The 19130-nt window shown below is 65.0% G+C and carries 16 protein-coding genes; 8 read left to right on the top strand and 8 right to left on the bottom strand.

What is annotated here, in order from left to right; translation table 11 throughout:
* The first annotated feature begins 73 nt into the window (after window positions 1-73).
* The 6 genes from G6N33_RS15735 to G6N33_RS15710 all read left to right on the top strand — a co-directional run bounded on the left by G6N33_RS15735 (window position 74) and on the right by G6N33_RS15710 (window position 7464).
* Window positions 74-835: an SDR family oxidoreductase gene (locus tag G6N33_RS15735; RefSeq protein WP_101528649.1), complete on the top strand. Its 762-nt coding sequence runs from the start codon at window positions 74-76 to the stop codon at window positions 833-835.
* Between the two features lie 22 nt (window positions 836-857).
* Window positions 858-1580, top strand: coding sequence for an SDR family NAD(P)-dependent oxidoreductase (locus G6N33_RS15730; protein ID WP_044508420.1), 723 nt, complete (start codon window positions 858-860; stop codon window positions 1578-1580).
* Window positions 1581-1678: 98 nt separating this feature from the next.
* Complete coding sequence (locus G6N33_RS15725; protein ID WP_044508421.1) at window positions 1679-3319, top strand: multicopper oxidase family protein; 1641 nt, start codon at window positions 1679-1681, stop codon at window positions 3317-3319.
* Between the two features lie 300 nt (window positions 3320-3619).
* The gene (locus G6N33_RS15720; protein ID WP_044508422.1) at window positions 3620-5059 is read left to right on the top strand and encodes an MFS transporter; all 1440 of its coding nucleotides are present in this window, start codon (window positions 3620-3622) and stop codon (window positions 5057-5059) included.
* Between the two features lie 4 nt (window positions 5060-5063).
* On the top strand, window positions 5064-6197 hold the full coding sequence (locus G6N33_RS15715) for a lipase family protein (protein WP_163771553.1): 1134 nt from the start codon (window positions 5064-5066) through the stop codon (window positions 6195-6197).
* A 241-nt stretch (window positions 6198-6438) separates the two neighbouring features.
* Window positions 6439-7464, top strand: a complete 1026-nt coding sequence (locus G6N33_RS15710) for an AraC-like ligand-binding domain-containing protein (protein WP_163771551.1) — start codon at window positions 6439-6441, stop codon at window positions 7462-7464.
* A gap of 39 nt (window positions 7465-7503) precedes the next feature.
* On the opposite strand, the gene G6N33_RS15705 is transcribed toward G6N33_RS15710, so the two are convergent.
* The 8 genes from G6N33_RS15705 to G6N33_RS15670 are packed head-to-tail and all read right to left on the bottom strand — an operon-like array spanning window position 7504 to window position 16680.
* Window positions 7504-8358 (bottom strand): alpha/beta fold hydrolase, encoded by an 855-nt coding sequence (locus tag G6N33_RS15705; protein ID WP_044508424.1) that lies wholly within the window; start codon window positions 8356-8358, stop codon window positions 7504-7506.
* Window positions 8358-9350, bottom strand: coding sequence for a cyclase family protein (locus G6N33_RS15700; RefSeq protein ID WP_044508425.1), 993 nt, complete (start codon window positions 9348-9350; stop codon window positions 8358-8360). The genes G6N33_RS15705 and G6N33_RS15700 overlap by 1 nt, the downstream gene beginning before the upstream one ends.
* Entirely contained in the window at window positions 9338-10171 is an 834-nt protein-coding gene (locus tag G6N33_RS15695; protein WP_044508426.1) for a coniferyl-alcohol dehydrogenase, read from the bottom strand. The genes G6N33_RS15700 and G6N33_RS15695 overlap by 13 nt, the downstream gene beginning before the upstream one ends.
* 30 nt (window positions 10172-10201) lie before the next feature.
* Entirely contained in the window at window positions 10202-11506 is a 1305-nt protein-coding gene (locus G6N33_RS15690; protein WP_044508427.1) for an LLM class flavin-dependent oxidoreductase, read from the bottom strand.
* An 18-nt stretch (window positions 11507-11524) separates the two neighbouring features.
* Window positions 11525-13222 (bottom strand): FAD-binding protein, encoded by a 1698-nt coding sequence (locus G6N33_RS15685; RefSeq protein ID WP_044508428.1) that lies wholly within the window; start codon window positions 13220-13222, stop codon window positions 11525-11527.
* Between the two features lie 11 nt (window positions 13223-13233).
* Window positions 13234-14151, bottom strand: coding sequence for a 3-carboxyethylcatechol 2,3-dioxygenase (locus tag G6N33_RS15680; RefSeq protein WP_044508429.1), 918 nt, complete (start codon window positions 14149-14151; stop codon window positions 13234-13236).
* Window positions 14099-15817 (bottom strand): bifunctional 3-(3-hydroxy-phenyl)propionate/3-hydroxycinnamic acid hydroxylase, encoded by a 1719-nt coding sequence (locus tag G6N33_RS15675; protein WP_044508430.1) that lies wholly within the window; start codon window positions 15815-15817, stop codon window positions 14099-14101. Before G6N33_RS15675 ends, G6N33_RS15680 begins: the two co-directional genes overlap by 53 nt.
* A complete protein-coding gene (locus G6N33_RS15670; protein ID WP_044508431.1) occupies window positions 15817-16680 on the bottom strand; it encodes an alpha/beta fold hydrolase in 864 nt (287 codons plus the stop codon). Before G6N33_RS15670 ends, G6N33_RS15675 begins: the two co-directional genes overlap by 1 nt.
* Before the next feature lie 125 nt (window positions 16681-16805).
* Between G6N33_RS15670 and G6N33_RS15665 the strand changes: the two genes are divergently transcribed.
* Window positions 16806-17483 carry an IclR family transcriptional regulator gene (locus G6N33_RS15665; RefSeq protein ID WP_044508432.1) on the top strand — a complete coding sequence of 226 codons (678 nt, stop codon included), beginning with the start codon at window positions 16806-16808 and terminating at the stop codon, window positions 17481-17483.
* A 14-nt stretch (window positions 17484-17497) separates the two neighbouring features.
* Entirely contained in the window at window positions 17498-19123 is a 1626-nt protein-coding gene (locus tag G6N33_RS15660; RefSeq protein ID WP_101528634.1) for an FAD-dependent oxidoreductase, read from the top strand.
* Window positions 19124-19130 lie beyond the last annotated feature (7 nt).

The raw sequence follows: 19130 nt of genomic DNA, 5'->3' as shown, positions 1-19130 counted from the left end.
CGGGGTTCCCGGGCGCACCGGCAAGGACCATGCTGAAGGGGCCAGCGCATCGGGAAACTCGGAAGGCGTGATCATGAAGGTTCTGGTAATCGGCGGCAGTGGACTCATTGGATCGCAGGTAGTAGCCCAGCTCACCGAACTGGGGCACGAGGCCGTCCCGGCCTCGCCGAGCTCGGGGGTCAACGCCATCACCGGCGAAGGTCTCGCCGCGGCGGTTGCCGGAGTGCACACAGTGGTGGACGTGTCGAACTCTCCCTCCTGGGCCGACGACGACGTACTGGAATTCTTCACTACCTCCACCCGTAACCTCCTCGAGGCCGAGCGCGCGGCCGGAGTGCAGCATCACGTCGCACTGTCCATCGTCGGAGCCGACCGGGCGGCCGCAAGTGGATACATGCGGGCCAAGATCGCCCAGGAGAAGCTGATCCAGGAATCCGGAGCGCCGCACACCATCGTGCGCGCCACCCAATTCTTCGAATTCGTTGGCGGCATTGCTGATTCGCTGACCGACGGGAATACCGTCCGGGCCCCGCACGGGGCTTTCCAGCCGATCGCGGCCACCGATGTGGCCACGGCCGTCACGCGCGCGTCGATCGGCGAGCCGGCCGGACTGATCAACATCGCTGGCCCCGAAAAGCAAGGCATGGACGACTTCATCCGGGCCCGGTTCGCCGCGACCGGCGATCCGCGCGAGGTGGTGACCGACCCCAACGCCCAGTATTACGGTGCGGTGCTCGACGACCGCATGATCGTTCCCATCGACGGTGAAGACGTGGCCCTCTACCCCACCAGGTTCGGCGACTGGCTCGCCGCTCAGGTGCCCTCCGCCAAGTAGCAATGCCCAGGAGGCGAGTCCGATGGAGCTGGTCGACCAGACCGCGGTGATCACCGGTGGGACAGCGGGCATCGGACTCGAGTCCGCGCGGTTGCTCGCAAGCGAAGGCGCCACGGTCATCGTCTCAGGCCGTGACCGCGACAGAGGCGAACGAGCGGTCCAGGTCATCGGCGGGGACGCCCGGTTCGTGCAGACCGATATGGCCGACGCCGAGGCCGTGAATTCGCTTGTGCGACAGTGCGGCGATGTCGACATCATCGTCAACAACGCCGGTAGTTTCCCGTCTGCGCTGACGGTCGACCAGGACATGGCCGCGTTCGAGGAGATGTTCCATACCAATGTGCGCGGCGCCTACTTTCTGGTCGCTGGCCTGATTCCGCGCATGTTGGAGCGCGGTCGCGGCAGCATCGTCAACGTCACCACCATGGCCGCGTTCAAGGGGATTGCCGGCGCGTCGGGCTACAGCGCCTCCAAGGCCGCCCTGGAATCGCTCACCCGTACTTGGGCTGTCGAATTCGGGGCCGCAGGGGTGCGGGTGAACAGCGTGGCGCCCGGCCCCACCCGCACCCGCGGGGTGGCCGCGGCCTGGGGAGAGATCAACGAGGAGCTCGGGCGGGCGCTGCCGTTGGGTCGTAGCGCCTACGCGTCCGAGATCGCCGAAGCCGTCCTTTTTCTCAGCTCCCCCCGCGCCAGTTTCATCACCGGCTCCACTCTGCACGTCGACGGTGGCGGCGCCGCAGTCTGAGTTCGGATAAGAATCGTCGATCGGTGGTTGCGTTCTGGCTAACTCCCGTGCACCGTTAATTCGCCGAGAACCAACCGACCGACGACAGGGAGCGATCAATGCCGGTGCAACCCACCAGTGGGGGTCCCTTCGGTGCGCGGTTCACCCGGCGCGGGTTCATGGCGGCAGGCATTGCGGGCGGACTGACGCTGGCGGCGTGTGGCCAGTCCAAGTCCACAGCGCCGGACAGTGCCACCAAGATGGCGGACGCGATCGCCACCGCGGAGGCCGCCCGGCCGCACAGCGGGCGGACGGTGACGGCCAGTTTGACCGCGCGGGTCAGGCAGATCGATCTGGGTGGGCCCGTCGTCCAAACGCTGACCTTCGGCGACACGATCCCGGGCCCGCTGATCCGGGCCGCGATCGGGGACGAGCTTGTGGTGCGGGTCTCGAACCAACTCGACCGGCCGACATCGGTGCACTGGCACGGTATTGCATTGCGCAACAACATGGATGGCGCCGAACCCGCGACACCGAACATCGAAGCCGGCCAGGAATTCACCTACCAGTTTTCGGCGCCCAATTCGGGTACCTTCTGGGGCCATCCCCACACCGGTCTCGACGAAGACACCGGCCTGTACCTGCCGGTCATCATCGATGACCCAACAGAGAGCGATTACGACGCCGAATGGATTGTTGTCCTTGACGATTGGACCGACGGGGTAGGCAAGAGCCCGCATCAGCTCTACGAGGAACTCACGAATCCGAACAAGACGAACGTGCCGCCGCCACCCCCTCCCGAGACGACGTCGACCACCCCCGAGACCACGTCTGAGACTTCTACGACAGCGACCACCGCGACCACATCCACCACGCCGACCACCTCCAGCACGCCGACCACCTCCACCAGCCCCGCGCCGCCGGCAGCCCCCGCGCGGGTCGGCACCAGCGATCTCCTCGGTGGTGACGCGGGCGACATCGCCTACCCGTTCTATCTGATCAACGGCCGGATTCCGGCCTCCCCTACCGTCTTCAATGCGAAGCCGGGCCAGCGCATCCGGATCCGTTTCATCAACACCGGGTCCGACACCGCGTTTCGGGTCGCGCTAGCCGGCCACACCATGACCGTCACCCACACCGACGGCTTTCCGGTCATACCGACGGAGGTCGACGCGCTGCTCATCGGGATGGCTGAACGGTATGACGTCATCGTGACCGCAGCCGACGGGGTCTTCCCGCTGGTCGCGCTGGCCGAAGGCAAGAACGCGCTGGCGCGCGCGCTGCTGTCTACCGGTAAGGGCAGTCCGCCGGACGCACAGTTCCAGCCGGCGGAACTCACCAAGCGGGTGGGCACCGTCGCGATGTTCGCCGCCACGACACCCGCCCGGCTGCCCCGTCCCGAGCCGGGGCTCAACCTTCCGGTCATATTGGGCGGCAATATGATTCAATACGACTGGACGATCAACGGCGAGCCCTACAGCAAGACCAATCCGCTGCGCGTGCAGCAGGGTCAACGACCCACCATCACGTTCGACAACACCACGACGATGTATCACCCGATCCACCTGCACGGGCACACTTTCCAGCTGATCAATCCCGACGGAACGCTGGGCGCCCGCAAGGACACCGTGATCGTGCTGCCCAAACAGAAGATGCTCGCCGTCCTGGTCGCCGACAACCCGGGCGTGTGGCCACTGCACTGCCATAACACCTATCACCAAGTGGCGGGGATGATGACCCGGCTGGAGTACGTCTTTTAAACGCTGCGGGCATCCTTTGCGGTGGGCCACAGCCTTTGACGTCACCCCGCACAGCATGTCGATGCTGACCGAATGTGCGCCACCATGCAACCCGTCATCATCTCCTCGATAGTGCTGGAACGGATCGCGGGAAACAATGAATCATCCCGTTCGTAGGTTGCAGCTTTCGACGACGTAAAGCAGGAAATAACAAGCACTTCGACGACCCTTGAGCCTTGGCCGATATGTCCGGCCACGGCATTCGTCAAGCCGCACCCCGGGTCTCATCACACAAACGTGCCCCGCCACGGGAAGGTCGACATGACGATTGAGTCAGCTGCGCGTCTGAAGGTCTTTGCGTTGCCATTGGTATGCATCGCACAGTTGATGGCGACCCTGGATGTAACCATCGTCAACCTCGCAATACCGGCGATTCAACAGGACTTTGGCCTGTCGAACGCAGGTTTGGCATGGGTGGTTGACGCTTACACGCTGGCATTCGCCGGCTTGTTGCTGGTCGGTGGCCGCACCGGTGATCTCATCGGTTACCGCAATACCTTGATCATCGGTATTGGGCTGTTCACGGCGTCATCATTGTTGGGCGGTCTTGCGCACGATTCAGCGATGTTGTTTGCAGCCCGTGCGGGACAGGGAGTCGGCGCCGCCGTCGCCAGCCCGACCACGCTGGCGCTGATCTCCACACTGTTTCCTCAGGGCCCGGCCAGAACGCGAGCGATGGTGGCTTACGGCGCAATGGCCGGCCTGGGGATCACGCTTGGCCTGGCATTGGGAGGCGTGCTTACCGAGTTGTACAGCTGGCACTGGGTTTTTCTGATCAACGTTCCCATCGGCCTCGTGGTGCTGTGTGTCGCACCCCGGGTATTGCCAGACGCGAGGGGCGTACGGCGTCGCATCGACGTGGCCGGGGCCGCGGCGGCAACCGCGGCGATGACCTTCCTCACCTATGGGGTGATCCGCGCGGGGACCGACGGATGGGGTGACGTTATTTCGACGGTGACATTGGTTGCGGCCGCGGTAATGATGACGCTATTCGGCTTCGTCGAGAAGGCCACGCCCGAGCCGATGCTGCCCGCGCGAATCCTGCGGCACCGCATACGACTCGGCGCGTATCTCATCGCTGCGTTACTGTTCGCCTGCTTGTATCCGGCGTTCTTCTTTCTCAGCCGAACCCTGCAGGTGATTCTTCGGCAGGGGCCGATCGAGGCGGGGCTGCGGTTCTTGCCGCTGGGAGCGGGGGTTCTTCTTTTTGCGATTGTTGCCCGGCGCCTCCTTGCGGTCACGCAACCGAAGACCATCGTTACCGGCGGCACGGTCGTTACCGCGGCCGCGGCGATAGGTCTCGTCTTTCTACGGGAGAACACGCCCTACACGCATCTGTTTCTTCCGGCAATCATTGGGCTCGGCGCCGGCGTGGGCACCACCTTCGTTGCCAACGCCGCCATGGCGATGGCCGATGTCGACGAGCAAGACGCCGGAATTGCCGCCGGGCTGCTGAGCACCTTCCAATCAACCGGCGGGACAATCGGAGTGGCGGTGCTGGCCTCGGTGGCCGCGACCCGCACCCGTGACGCGCTGACCACCGGTAGGACGACACCGACCGGCGCCCTGATGGACGGCTTCTCCCTCGGCCTAACACTCGCCGCCGCCCTTGCCCTCCTCGCCGTTGTGGCCGCGTTGTCCCTAGGACGCCCGTCGCGGCTCGAGTCAGGCCTTCGTGACCGATTGATCAATGAGAGGTAGTGCCGTGAAGATTCCCAGACCTGAAGCAGACCGTTTCTACGAACCCGTGGAGACCGACGGAATCCGGCCGGGCCACCTTTTCCGAATGCGGCAGGTCGAAGTCCAAACCGGGGTCGAAAGCTCGGCCTGCCAAGTGGTTTACAGCTCCATCGGCGTCCGAGGGGAAACGATCCCGGTGTCGGGCACGATATTGCAGCCACTCGCTGATTGGACTGGCCCGGGAACGCGTCCAATTGTCAGCTACGGTGTGTTAGCGCGCGGTCTCACCAGAAACGCCGCCCCCAGCTATGCGATGAGACGGGGTATAGAGTTCGAACTGCCGCTCATCGAACTCGCCCTTAGCCAGGGATGGAGTGTGGCCGTCACTGACGGTGTGGGTCTGGGGATGCCGGGACCGCATTCGTATTGCGCGGGGCGACCTGGCGGACACGCGATGCTGGACATAGTCCGGGCAATCTCGCGGACCGACCTCGTCGGTAACGATGCGCCAGTATTGTTGTGGGGCTATTCCGAGGGCGGCCGCTATGCCACCTGGGCGGCCGAACTTCAGCCCACATACGCACCGGAACTGAACGTGCGGGCGATCGCCGCCGGCGGAGTTCCGGCCGATCTCTACCAGGTCGCCAAGGCGCTCGATGGCGGTCCGTTCTCGGCAATCAATCTTGCGGTCACCGTTGGCCTGATCCACGCGTACGGCAGTTCCGTGCTCGGGCATGTACTGAACAAACAAGGACATGCCGCGGCCGCGCACGCAAAAACGCTCGACATCGCGGCCCTCATCCGTGCGTATCCACAGGAATTACGGCACCACATGCACTGCGATGACGCCTGGGACACACCCATGTGGCGCTCACTACTGGCGCGGGAACGACATGGGCGTGTCAAACCGGATGCCGCCGTTTTCCTCTACCACGCGAACAACGATGCGGTAGTACCGGTGCAGCAGGCGCGGGAACTTTACGACCGCTACGTTGCACTCGGAGCAGACGTCACCTGGTCCACCACGCCCGCTGAGGACCACTTCACAGGGACTTTCCAAGCCGGACCGGCAGCTGTGTGCTGGCTGAAGCAACAGCTCGACCGTCGGCAGGCGCATTTTCCCGAACAACACTTACACCTTCGCCATGACGCGAGCTAACCGACCGCGCGGAAGTTCAAAGTCGCTTCTGCAGGCTAACTTTGGGATCCGGACCCTCGGTCCGCATTGACTAATCGCTTCTCCGGATCAATGAGAGCCGCAAAGCCAGCGCATAAGCTCACCCACCACGAGATGGCGACAGTGATTGATCGGCTAATCGACATATTCCCGCGCTTGTCGATGCGTGCGGACTTCGCACCAAGGCGGGCAGAAGGTCAAGCGACATATAGTGATAACGCGTTTGTCGCTTGCCAAGCACTGCTTATCGCGGCGGCATACCAGGCGAAGAAAGGGTGCGTGGGTGGTCCGTCTTCTAGATCAAAGCTTCACCGGCACAGACGAATTCGAAGAGTATGGCCAGCACCTGTCCGACCGGCTCCTGCCGGTGTGCTTTTCCAGCGAGGACGTCGACGATTTCCGTTCCGTCGTGCGAACGGTAGATCTCGGCTTGATTCGGATCTCAGAGGTATGGACGCGCAATGCATTCGTGGTCCGTCGTACCAACAAGCTCATCGCGGCGGGCAATGACGACGATTTTCTGAAGCTCGGTGTGCAGCGAAGTGGTGTGTCCGAGGTCAGCCAGGGCGGCCGGCAATCGACATTGACCGCGGGAAGCCTCATGCTCTACGACACGGCGTGCCCGTATCAGGTCGACGGGACGCCATCTTCGCGGATGCAGATAGTGCTGGTCCCCCGCAGTGTGCTTGGGCTGCCCCCGACGGCACTGCGGCGCCTGCTGGGCCAGCCCATCGATGGCCGCGCGGGCCACGGATGGCTGTTGACGACGTATCTCGACGCCCTGACCCGAGAGCTTGGTGCCGGGATTGGCAAAGGGAGCTGGCATTCGGCCGAGGCCGTGTTGGAACTGATCCGAGCGCTGTTGACCGAGCGGCTGACGCCGACAAATCACGGCAGTCGGCACGACGCCAAAGCGAGTTTTTTCCTCAAGGTCCAGCTGCACATCGAGGAGAGGTTGAGCGAGCCGGACCTCAACGTGACCAGCATCGCTGAGGCTCATCACGTTTCGCTTCGGTGGCTTCAGCAGATCTTCGAGGAACGGGGGCACACCCTAAGTGGGTGGATCCGGGCAAGACGCCTCGAACATTGCCGCAGGGACCTGGCCAATCCCGCACTTGCGGGCGAACGGGTATGTTCCATCGGGGCGAGCTGGGGGTTGGCCAACCCGGCTCACTTCTCTCGGCTCTTCAAATCAAAATACGGCGTCACCCCCCGCACCTATCGCGCTAAAGCGTTGGGCGTCTCCTGACACCTGGCTGTCATGGTCTGCACGTACCGACGGACAGAACTAGTTGCGGCGACGGGTCCGCGGCGAGTCCTGATCGGCTTGTGCCAGGAAACGCAGCAGCAGCTCGTTGACTCGGGACGGTTGCTCGATCTGCGGGCAGTGACCGGCGTTGTCGACGATCACCGAGCGAGCCCCGGGGATCTGTGCCGCGATGTTGGCGGCCCAGCCCGGGGGCAGCAGCTTGTCATTGCCCCCCTCGGCTATCAGCGTCGGCACCTCGATGCGCTGGTATGCCCGCGCACTCGACGGCGTCGGTGCCCGCCCCGCACCGGGGCGGCGAAACCGGGCCGCCGCCACCGCCTCCCACGCGCCCGGTGCGATGCTCGATTCGTACCGCCGGCCCACATACTCGTCATCGGCCGGATAGCTGGGATCGTGGAACAACGCTTCGACGATGCGGCGCATACCGGCCAGGCTTGCGTCGTACTCCTGCAGCGCCTCAAAATGCTTGTTCTGCTGAATCTCTCCGCCGCCACAGATGATCGTCAGGCTGCGGACCGGCAGCAGCGGCGCGTCCGACGTGGCGTCGTTGAGCAGGTTGATGGCACCCATGGAGTTGCCGGCGAAGTGCGCCGACGTGATACCCAGCACCTCGCAGAACCGTGCCACATGCCGAATCCGCATGCCCCGGCCATTGACGAAGTCGATCACTTTCGCCGAATTCCCGTAGCCCAGCATGTCCGGTGCCAGCACCCAGTAGTGTGCCGCCAGCGCGGAAATGTTGTGTTCCCAGCCGAGTTGGGCACTGGCCCCGAACTCACCGCCGTGCAGCAGCAGCACCGGTTCGCCGTCTCCAGCCTCCAGGTAGCCGGTGGTCAGGCCGTCGACCACGAGGGTCTTGTAGTGCAAGCTCATCACTTGATCGCGATCGGATTCACCGGGGAGCCGACGGCACCGACCACCCGCAACGGCGGTGCGATCAGCTGGAAGTCGTAGACACCGTCGGCGGCGCAATCCTCGGCCAACGCGGTGAGGTCCCAGTATTCGCCGAAAATCATGCCCATGTCGCGCAGGCAGAGCAGGTGCAGCGGAAACGTGATGCCTTCGACGCCGGACACCAGGTCTTCGACCTGAAGATTGTCGGCTGCCACCGCGGCGATCTGGTGATCGTGCAGCCACTGCGCACATCGCCAATCCAGCCCGGAGTAGCCTACCGTCTTATTGCCGGTCATGAGAAACCTTGTCCACCAGCCGGTTCGGATGAGTACGATGTCGCCTCGCCCGATGGTCACGCCCTGGGCGCGGACCACGTCGTCGAGTTCTTCGGGCGAGATGGGATTACCGGCCTCCAGGAAAACCTCGGCTCCTCGATGCCGTACCAGGTCCAGCAGCACACCGCGTGACGTGACGCCCTTGACGTCCACCTTGTCGATGCCACAGTGGTAGGCGCCCATACTGGTCACCGAATCGGCTGGAAAACCGTTGTAGAGCCGATCGTCGTAGTAGACGTGCGACAGCGCGTCCCATTGGCTGGCCGCCTGCAGCGGCATGATGATGATGTCGTCGTTGAAGCGGAACGGATTGTCGGCGGTCATGTAGCCACTCAGCTGTTGCGCCAACGGGTTACGCGGCCAACTGGAACCGTACTTGGCCAGCGTGTGCACGTCGCCGCCGTCGACGGTCATGATGTGGACCGGGTTGTGCCGAAACTCGAAGGCGCCCTGTGGGCCCGAGGCGCCGAAGTCGACGCCGAGCGGAAAGATCTTGCCGTGCCGGACCAGGCTGGCGGCCTGCGCGACCTTGTCCGCGGTGATGAAGTTCAGGGTACCGAGTTCGTCGTCGTCTCCCCAGCGGCCCCAGTTGCAGACGTCACGCGCGACCCGCCGGAAATCAGTCAAGTCGGCCACGAGGATCCTTCCTGCGCTTGTAAGAGGTCGCGCGCGATTGCCGCGCCGACATTCCCACCGTCGACCCAGATGACCTGTCCGGTGATGTAACTGGCTGCAGCACTGTTCAAGAAGAGCAGCACCGCCGCCTGCTCGGCGGGTTCGGAAACCCGGCCTAACGGCTTGGGGATGTCGTCGAGGAAGCCTTGCCCGTAGGCGGTGCGCAACTGATCGAGGATCGGCGTCTCGGTCACGCCGGGGCCCGAGCAATTGATGCGGATACCGCGGGCCCCCAGCGGAGTAGCGCTTCGCATCGTGTAAAGAATGATCGCTTCCTTGGACAACTGGTAGCCGTTGCCCAGGGCATCGGGATTGCCACGACACCAGTTGATGCCCTCTCGCATGGTCGTGGTGTTCAGCAGCGGGGCCACCGCCGTCGCATGTTCGCGATACGCGGCCGCGGCGAGCGAGGACACACTGACGATGGACGATCCCGCGACCATTTTCGGGACCACCGCCTCGGTGAGCTGACGCAGACCCAGAAAGTTGATCGTCACGACGAGCACCGGATCACCGATTCCCGAGGAAACCCCGGCGACGTTGAACAACGCATCGACCGGCCCGACGATGCGCGCCGCGGCGTACTCGATCGAATCCGGGTCGGCGAGGTCCACCTCGTGAAAGGCGTTGGCTGCACACGACGGTCGGCGCCGGTCCAAGCCGATCACCTCGGCACCGGATTCAATGAGCTGACGGGCCACGTGTTCACCGATGCCCGACGCGCAGCCGGTCACCACCGCGCGGCGGCCGTCATATCGCCACAGCCCGTCGATTGCTCCCACGATCGTCCTAGCGCCGGAGCCCGTACGGAATCACTTGCTGCGCTCCTCCTTCGCGCGCTGCGCGGCCTGGACCCGACCCTCGTTGATCTCGGCCATCGCCTCAGGGATCTCACTGGCAGTGAAGCTACCGCCGCGACCGGTGGGCAGTCCGCCGAACGAGTAGCTTTCGTCGAATTTCGGCGAGCTGGATTGCGGGCGCCGCGACTCGACCTTGTCGATGACCGGCGCCAGCCGCTTCGCCTTCTCGGCCACCGCCTTCTCGTCTCGTTCGATGAACTCGGGCAGCACCTCTTTGCCCATCAACTCGATCGATTCCATGGTGCCCTCGTGGCTGCGAGGGTTGAGCAGCAGAATGATCTCGTCGACGCCGCTGTCCTCGTAGCCCCGCAAAAAATCGCGCACGGTGGCGGGGGAACCGATCGCGCCGCGTCCGGGGCCGTAGGCCAGCGTCGGGTCCTTGGCGACCTCCTGCAGATACCGCTCCCACACTCCAGTGCGTCCCGGCGTGTGCACGCCGGTCATGTAGTAGTGCATGATGCCGAACGAGAAAAACCCGCCGCCCTGGCCCAGCCGCTCGAGCGCCTGCTCGTCGGACTTGGCCACCATCATCGACAGGTCACCGCCGATGGCCAGGATGTTCGGGTTGATCTGCGGTGTGACCGGCACCCCGCTCTCCTCGAACTCCTTGTAGTAGCCGTTGACCCGCTCGGTCAACGGACCGGGACCGGTGTACGCGAAACTTAAAGCGCCGATAGCTTTTTGGGCCGCCATCTGCACGCTGGCCGGCCGGGTGCAGGCCACCCAGACCGGTGGGTGCGGCTTCTGCAGCGGCTTGGGCACCACGTTGCGGGCCGGCATCTGGATGTGCTTGCCCTGAAAGCCGGAGAATGGTTCTTCGACCATGCATCGGATCGAGACCTCCAGCGCCTCTTCCCATTGCGCACGTTTGTCGGCGGGGTCGATGTTGAATCCGCCCAGCTCGCCGACGGAGGACGACTCGCCGGTACCGAATTCGACGCGCCCGTTGGATAAAAGGTCAAGGGTGGCAATACGTTCGGCCACCCGAGCCGGGTGATTCACCGCTGGCGGCAGGTGCATGATGCCGAACCCCAGCCGGATGTTATTGGTTCGCTGGCTGGCCGCGGCCAAGAAGATCTCCGGGGCGGTGGAGTGGCAGTACTCCTCGAGGAAGTGGTGCTCGGTCAGCCAGACGGTCGAGAACCCGGCTTTGTCGGCGGCCTCCACCTCGTCCAGGCAGTCCTGCAACAGCTCATGTTCGTCGTCGGGTGCCCATGGCCGCGGCAGCGCGAACTCGTAGAACAGTGAAATTTTCATTGTTACCTCCTTAGCGACTCAGGCCTGGCTGGCAATATGTTTCGCGGCGACGAAGCCGAACGTCATCGCAGGACCGATCGTCGCCCCCGCTCCCGCATAGCTGCGGCCCATCACCGGTGCCGAGGTGTTACCCACCGCATACAACCCGGGCACAGTGGTCCCGTCGCGCCGCAGCACCCGGGCGTGTTCGTCGGTCAGCAGACCGCCCGAGGTGCCGAGATCGCCGAGCACGATGCGGAACGCGTAATAGGGAGGGTCGCCCAGGGGACACAGATTGGGATTCGGCAAGGTGGGATCGCCGTAGTAATTGTCGTAAACGCTGTCTCCTCGATTGAAATCGTCGTCGTGGCCCTTGCGGGCGAGCTCGTTGAAACGCGCCGCGGTGGCCCGGAGTTCGGCCGCCGGGACGCCGATCTTGGCCGCCACCTCGTCCCAGCTGTTCGCCGCTTTGACCACGCCGGATTCCAGCCAGGCGGGCGGCAGCTTACGGCCGGTGGGCACCGGCGCGAAAGGGATCTTCGGTATCGGCAGGTGCCCGGCCACCACGTAGCGATTGAAGGACCGGTGATCGGTGATCAGCCAGCACGGGATGTGGGTGACCCCGGACTTCTGGCCCTCGATCATCGCATGGCCGAAATCCATGTATGGCGCCGCCTCGTTGATGAACCGCTTGCCATCGCCGTTGACAATGAACTGCGCGGGCATCATCCGCTCGTTGAGCATGAACTGCATACGGCCGTCCGGCCATTGGATGGCCGGGAACCACCATGCCTCGTCGAGCAGGTCGGTTGCGGCGCCGACCTTTTGGCCGGCCCGGATGCCGTCTCCCATGGCGGCGGGGTTACCGAAGCTCCAATCCTGCGCCAGAATCGGCAGTTCCTCCTTGCGCCAGGCCAGGTCGTGATCGAACCCGCCGGAGGCCAGGATCACCCCCCGCCGCGCGCCAATTCGTTGTGTTTCGCCGTCGCGCTCGATCACCACACCGGTCACTGCGCCGTCGGCGCCGGTGAGCAATTCGGTCATCGGTGCGTTCAGCCAGAGCGGGATACCGCGGTCGCGCATCGCCAGCCGCAACCGTGCCGCCAGCGACTGGCCGATCGCCGCCATCCGCTCGTTGAATACCCGCGCCTTAAACATCCGCCAGATAAGTTTCACCAGCACGCCTTTCCCGGCCCACGACTGCCTGATCCGGTAGAACGTTCGAAGCTCTTTCGGGCCCAACCAGATTCCCCGAGGTGCCAGCGCCAAGGGCTGCAACAACGTCTTCTCGTCGGGACCTAGCTTGCGCAGATCGATAGCTGGCACATTGATCGTGCTGCCCAGCTCCGAGCCGCCGGGCAGTTCCGGATAGTAGTCGGCATACCCGGGCTTCCAGACGAATTCGAACCATCCAGAAAGTCCCTCGAGGAACTCGAGCATCTTCGGGGCCGAATCGACGTATTGCCGGATACGCGCTTGGCTGACCAGTCCGTCGGTGATCCGGAGCAGGTATCCAACCACGCCTTCGGGATCCGGGCAGTAGCCTGCCCGGCGTTGCGACGGCGCACCGGGCACCCAAATGCCGCCGCCGGACAACGCGGTGGAACCCCCGAAGTACGGCGATTTCTCGACCACCAGGGTGTCCAGCCCGAATGCGTGCGCGGTCAGGGCGGCGGCCATGCCGCCGCCCCCGGACCCAACGATCAGCACGTCGACGACGTGGTCGAAGTCATCCATCTCTGTCCCGGTCACGTCGATGTCGCCGTCCGGATCGCGAACCCGGCGATCAACTCTTCGGCCGGCTTGTAGTACCGCAGCGCCGTCCGATACGGACCCGCGGCTTCCAGCGCGGCGAAAGCGGCTATCCACGCGCGGATCTCGTGCGCCGAGCTACCGCCCTCGTAGGTCACGAACGCATTCGACCAGAGGTCGAACTCCTCAAGCCGATCGCCGTCGATGATCTCCAGGACGCGGTGATCCCAGGCCGGGTTGAGGGGCTGCAGATCGCTGTGACCGTCGGCGAAGGCCTTGGCCGCTTCAATGACGGCGAGCTGGCGGGCCTGGCGCTGCTCGGTTGTCATCGGCCGACCCTGCACGATCCGTTCGAGGACTTCAGGGCCCGCCGTCGCCAGGGTGGGCACCGGGGGGCTGTGGGAGAGTCCGCCGGAGCCGATCACCAAGACCCGCTTGTCCAGGGTGGACAGGTAGTTGCCCACGGCGGTGCCCAACGCACGGCAGCGGTGCAGCGGCCCCAGGGGCACCGCGACCGCGTTGACGAAGACGGGGATGACCGGACATGAGACCGCATCCCCGAACAGCTTCTCCAGCGGCTGGACGGTGCCGTGGTCGACATCCATGCTGGCCGACACCGCCACGTCGATGCCCGCGTCGAGGACGGCCTCGGCGCATTGCGAGGCCAGCTCGGTGGGCACGTCGAGCGGCCCGGAGTGCGTACCGTAGTCGCCAACCCCGTTAGCGCTCAACCCAATACAGAACGGCGGCATCGCCTTGTAGAAGAAGCCGTTGTAGTGATCGGGGGCGAAGATCACAGCCAGTTCGGGGTCGTAGTCACCGACGAAGTCGCGCGCCCGCGCGATGGCGTCCTCGACGTCGTCAAGCAGGTCCCGCGACGGCCCCGGAAGATTCAGGAGCGGGCTGTGGGACATACAGCACAGAGCCATTGCCACCGTCGACATCACCCCCTCCCGGAATCAGCGTCAGGGCATCGAGGAGCGACGCGCTCAGTTCGGGCGCGAGCTGAGCGATACAGGCACCGGCTATGCACCGGTCGGGACGCAAGAACAGCACCGATTCGGAGTGCGCGTCGAACCACGTCTTGAGCCCGCCGGTGCGATCACCCACGACGACGACGTCGGGATCGTCGTGTCCGGTCCAGTGCAGCTGGGTCAGCGGCCGCAGCGCAATGAATGACGCGCCCAACGCTTTCCACTTCGCGAAGGCCTCGTCGCCGAGAATTTTGTGCGGATTGTTGTTCCAGCACAGCACCGCGAACCAGGGACCGATGACGTCGTCCAACAACACATCCTGCTCGGTCCGGGTATCGACCCGGGGTTGGATGAACAACCTGCCTACCGGTGATTCGGTGCGCTGTGGCGAGCCAGGATTCGAGGTGTGTACGACGGCGCCGTGCTCGTAACGCGGCATCGGTTTGAACCGCATCTCCAGCACATATCGCTTGAGCGGCGGCACAATTGACGCCGAGCGCACCAGCAGGTCGCGGGCACTGGCCACGTGACGGTTGGTCGGCGAAATGACGCGGCCCACCATGGTGGACAGGTCGATCATGGCCCGGGCGTGCTTGCGGCGTTCCATGTCATAGGTGTCCAGCAATTTGTCGTCGGCGCTGCCGCTGACCACGGCGGCCAGCTTCCAGCCCAGGTTGGCGGCATCCCGGATGCCGCTGTTGTAGCCCTGCCCCTGCCACACCGGCATCAGGTGCGCGGCGTCACCGGCCAGCAGCAGCCGACCACTGCGAAAGACGCCGGCGAGTCGCGAGTGGTGGGTGTAGACGCGTCGCCGGATCACGTCGACACGACCGGGTCGCGGCACCATGCGGGCCAGCATCTGCTCCAGGAACGCGGGATCCTCGGCTTGCTCGTCGGTCTCGTGAGCGTGAATCATGAACTCGAACCGGCGGATTCCGTGCGCGATTGAGATCGAGGCGTAGGGGCGTTCGGGGTCGGCACCGACCTCACTGTTGGGGTGGCCCAACGGGTCGTTGGCAATGTCGACCACGAGCCAGCGGGTCGGGGAGGTCGTTCCGTCGAAGGACACACCCATCATCCGGCGGGTCATGCTGCGGCCGCCGTCGCAGCCCACCACATAGCGGGCCCGCACCGTGTCGGGCGCACCGCCCAGCTCGACGGTCACCGCATCGGCCGCTTGCTCGCATCTCGTCATCGGCCGGCTCCATCGAACTTCGACGCAGTCGAATCTGTCCAGCCCGGCCAACAATTCGGCATCGACGAGCGGCTGCACGAACCCGTTGCGCTTCGGCCAGCCGAACCGCGCATCGGGCGGAGCCATCTCGGCGAGTACCCGTCGCTTGGCGTCGTAGAACCGCAGGATCTGATTCGGGACGGTGTGCGGTAACACCCGGTCGACCAGGCCGATCGACTGGAAGGTGCGCAACGATTCGTCGTCGAGCCCGACGCCGCGCGGGTAGTCGATGAGGGTGTCGCGCTCCTCGACGAGCAGGGTCGGAACCCCTTGCACGCCGAGGATATTGGCCAGGGTCAAGCCAACCGGGCCGGCGCCGACGATGACGACGTCGAAATCCACGCCTTGCCTGGGGCGCCCGGCAGCTTCCATCAGCGCCCTAACAGAAAGTCGAGATGCAACTGATTGAACGTCTTGGCGTCTTCGTACTGCGGCCAGTGCCCACAACCGGGCATCACCTCGAACCGGGCGCCCGGGATCATCGACGCCATCCGGCGTCCCTCGCTGACGTCGGCCGTGGGATCGTCGCTGGTCCACAACACCAGCGTCGGTGCGACGATCGACCCGTATTCGTCCGGTCCGAGGATGTTGCGCGCGCGAATCCCGGGATCCTGCAATGCCATGATGTCGCTCATCGCCGAGACGAATCCCGGCTGGCGGTATACGCGCTGGCGACTGGCAACCAGGTCGTCGTAGTCCTTCGACTTGTCCGCCATCAGCCATTTGATGCGCGCCTGCACCGTTTCCCAGGTCGGATTCTCGGCTGCCGCCATGGACAGCGTGATGATCCGTTGCATCACTACGGGATCGGCCTGAGAGCCACCGGCCGTATTGAGCACCAGTCGCTCAACGACTTCCGGGTAGTCGGCGGCGGTACGGGCGGCCACCCAGCCGCCGAGCGATTCGCCGCTGAGGTGGGCGCGGTCGGCCCCGATGGTGCGCAGCACCGCCATCAGGTGCTCGACGTAGTGGCTCACTTCCAGCGGGTGACCCGGCTTGTCGGTGTACCCGTGCCCCAGCATGTCGATGGACCAGGTCCAGAAGTGCTCGGCGTGCGCCCCCAGGTTCCGCACATATGCCTCGGCGTGGCCGCCCGATCCGTGCAGCAGGACCAGTACCGGCTTGCCGGCATCGCCGGCCCGCAGGTAGCGGGTCCGGACGCCTTCGGCATCGAGGTAGCCCTGCTCGAACGCGACACCCTGCAGATCGCTCCAGATGCTTTCGAACTCCGCCACGGTTCCTCTGCCTACCTCTGGTGAAAATGTCGTTCTCGTTTTAGACTTATCTGATGTGCGAATATCGCACACTCGCGTGCGTTATATATTAGAGCCTTGCTCTCCTAGGGAGGTCTGTCAAGACTGTGACGGGTTCGGGTACCGGCTCACAGACACTGGCCAGGGGACTCACCGCGCTGCAGATAGTGGCCGATTCCCCGACCGGTCTGACCGTGCAACAACTCGCCGACCAGGTCGGAGTGCACCGAACCATCGCCTATCGCCTGCTGTCGACGCTGAGCCAATTCCGGCTGGTCGCCAAGGGAGAAGACGGGCGGTACCGGCCGGCCGCGGGTCTTGCGGTGCTCGGCGCGTCGTTCGACCGCAACGTCCGGCAGCTGAGCCTGCCCACGTTGCGCGCCCTGGCCGACGACCTGGGCACCACGGTATCGCTGCTGGTCGCCGAGGGCGACCAACAGGTGGCGGTGGCGGTAATCGTGCCCAGCCACGTCGCCTACCAGCTGTCGTTTCACGAGGGCAGCCGCTACCCGCTGGACCGCGGCGCCGCCGGAATCGCCTTGCTCGCAAGCCTTCCGCCGCGGCCCGGGGAACGCGAGCTGGTGGCGCGAGCACGCGAACGTGGTTGGGTGACGACCTACGGGGAGATCGAGCCGAATACCTACGGTCTGGCCGTGGCGGTACACCGCCCGGCACCGTCCCCACCGACGTGTATCAACCTCATCTCGCATCGAGAAGATGTCGTGCTGCGCGGCCGGGAGGCGGTCATCAAAGCCGCGAAGCAGTTGTCCGAGCTGCTGAGCTGAAGGGATAACCATTCATGTCTTGGGACCCCGAACCCGACCTCGAGACCGACGTCGTTGTGCTGGGGACCGGCAGCGCCGGGCTCACCGCCGCTCTGTCGGCGGCTGCGGCTGGCGCAGCCGTGGAGGTGTTCGAGAAGGCCGCGACCGTCGGCGGGACCACGGCGGTGTCGGGCGGCGTGGTATGGATTCCGGCCCATAATCGTTGTCCCGACGGCGAATTGACCGAGAGCGACGCGTTGCAATACCTGCGCGCCCAGTCCCTCGGCCAGATGGACGACGATCTGGTCGAAACGTTCGTCCGGACCGGGCCGGCCATGCTCGAGTTCGTCGAGGCGTACAGCGGCTTGCGGTTCGAAGTCGCCACCGGATTCCCGGACTACCGTCCGGAACTGCCCGGGGGACGACCGACCGGTGGCCGTTCACTCAGTGCCGGGCCGTTCGACCTCAACCAGCTTGGTGAGTGGGGCAGCCGGATCACCTTCTTTCCCGCCGACTGGTCCAACGTCGGTTTCGATGCCGAGACGCGTGCTCGTCTGCACGCTGCGGTCGAGGAAGGCAGCGAGCTTTGTGTGGCCGGCACCGCCCTGATTGCGGGGCTGCTCAAGGGCTTACTCGACGCGGGGATCACCCCGCACACCAATGCCCGCGCCGAAGAGCTCATCGCCGAGCGCGGAGAGATCGTCGGGGTACGCCTCGCGCTGCCCGACCGCACCCTCAGGGTGCGAGCCCGGCGCGGAGTTGTGTTGGGCGTCGGCGGTTTTGAATGGGACGCGAGATTGGTGCAAGCCTTCCTGCGTGGCCCGATGCACGGTGCGGTCTCCCCGCCCAACAACACCGGCGACGGGCTGCGCATGGCGATGGCACACGGCGCGGATCTGGGCAACATGGGCGAAGCCTGGTGGGTGCCAATCGTGCAGATCCCCGGCGACACCATCGACGGCAAGCAGCGCAGTCGCAGCGTGCGGTTGGAGCGCACCCGGCCCCGCAGCATCATCGTCAACCAGGCCGGGCACCGGTTCGTCAACGAGGCCTGCGACTACAACTCGATGGCCGGCGCGTTCCACTACCTGGACCCGCGAGACGGATACGTCAACGATCGCGGATGGATGGTCTTCGATTCGGTTCACTTGCAGCGCTACGGTTTTCTGGGCGTGGCGCCTGGCGAGCCAGTCCCCGACTGGTTCTGCGAATCCGCCGACCTCGCCGAGCTGGGCGCCAAGACCGGTATCGACGCCGACGGACTGATCCGCACGATCGACGAATGGAATCGCCACGTGGCCCAGGAGGTCGATCCGGAGTTCGGCCGCGGCTCCAGCGCCTACGACGGTTACTGGGGCGACGACAGTGCCACTACTGCCGCCGGGAAGACGCTCGGCCCCATCGACACCGCGCCGTTTTACGCGGTGCCGGTGCGCATCGGCGCGATGGGGACCAAGGGCGGGCCGCGCACCGACCACGACGGCCGCGTGCTCCACGTCAGCGGGGAGCCCATCCCCGGCTTGTTCGCCGCGGGCAACACGATGGCGGGTGCGACCGGGCGGGCCTACGGCGGGGCCGGCGGAACAATCGGCCCGGCAATGGTTTTCGGATATCGCGCCGGCTACACCGCCGCGACCGGAAAATCCGTAGACCTTCGGTAACTTTTCG

The sequence above is a fragment of the Mycobacterium simiae genome, assembly GCF_010727605.1.
Lineage (GTDB): Bacteria > Actinomycetota > Actinomycetes > Mycobacteriales > Mycobacteriaceae > Mycobacterium > Mycobacterium simiae.
The sequence above is the reverse complement of the archived record's forward strand: the minus strand, read 5'-3'. Positions and strand labels throughout refer to the sequence as shown.

Bases quoted from the DNA above. Each gene is read 5' to 3' on its own strand.
- G6N33_RS15735 (WP_101528649.1), top strand. From the start codon at position 74: ATGAAGGTTCTGGTAATCGGCGGCAGTGGACTCATTGGATCGCAGGTA.
- G6N33_RS15730 (WP_044508420.1), top strand. From the start codon at position 858: ATGGAGCTGGTCGACCAGACCGCGGTGATCACCGGTGGGACAGCGGGC.
- G6N33_RS15725 (WP_044508421.1), top strand. From the start codon at position 1,679: ATGCCGGTGCAACCCACCAGTGGGGGTCCCTTCGGTGCGCGGTTCACC.
- G6N33_RS15720 (WP_044508422.1), top strand. From the start codon at position 3,620: ATGACGATTGAGTCAGCTGCGCGTCTGAAGGTCTTTGCGTTGCCATTG.
- G6N33_RS15705 (WP_044508424.1), bottom strand. From the start codon at position 8,358: ATGAGCTTGCACTACAAGACCCTCGTGGTCGACGGCCTGACCACCGGC.
- G6N33_RS15690 (WP_044508427.1), bottom strand. From the start codon at position 11,506: ATGAAAATTTCACTGTTCTACGAGTTCGCGCTGCCGCGGCCATGGGCA.
- G6N33_RS15685 (WP_044508428.1), bottom strand. From the start codon at position 13,222: ATGGATGACTTCGACCACGTCGTCGACGTGCTGATCGTTGGGTCCGGG.
- G6N33_RS15680 (WP_044508429.1), bottom strand. From the start codon at position 14,151: ATGTCCCACAGCCCGCTCCTGAATCTTCCGGGGCCGTCGCGGGACCTG.
- G6N33_RS15675 (WP_044508430.1), bottom strand. From the start codon at position 15,817: ATGGAAGCTGCCGGGCGCCCCAGGCAAGGCGTGGATTTCGACGTCGTC.
- G6N33_RS15660 (WP_101528634.1), top strand. From the start codon at position 17,498: ATGTCTTGGGACCCCGAACCCGACCTCGAGACCGACGTCGTTGTGCTG.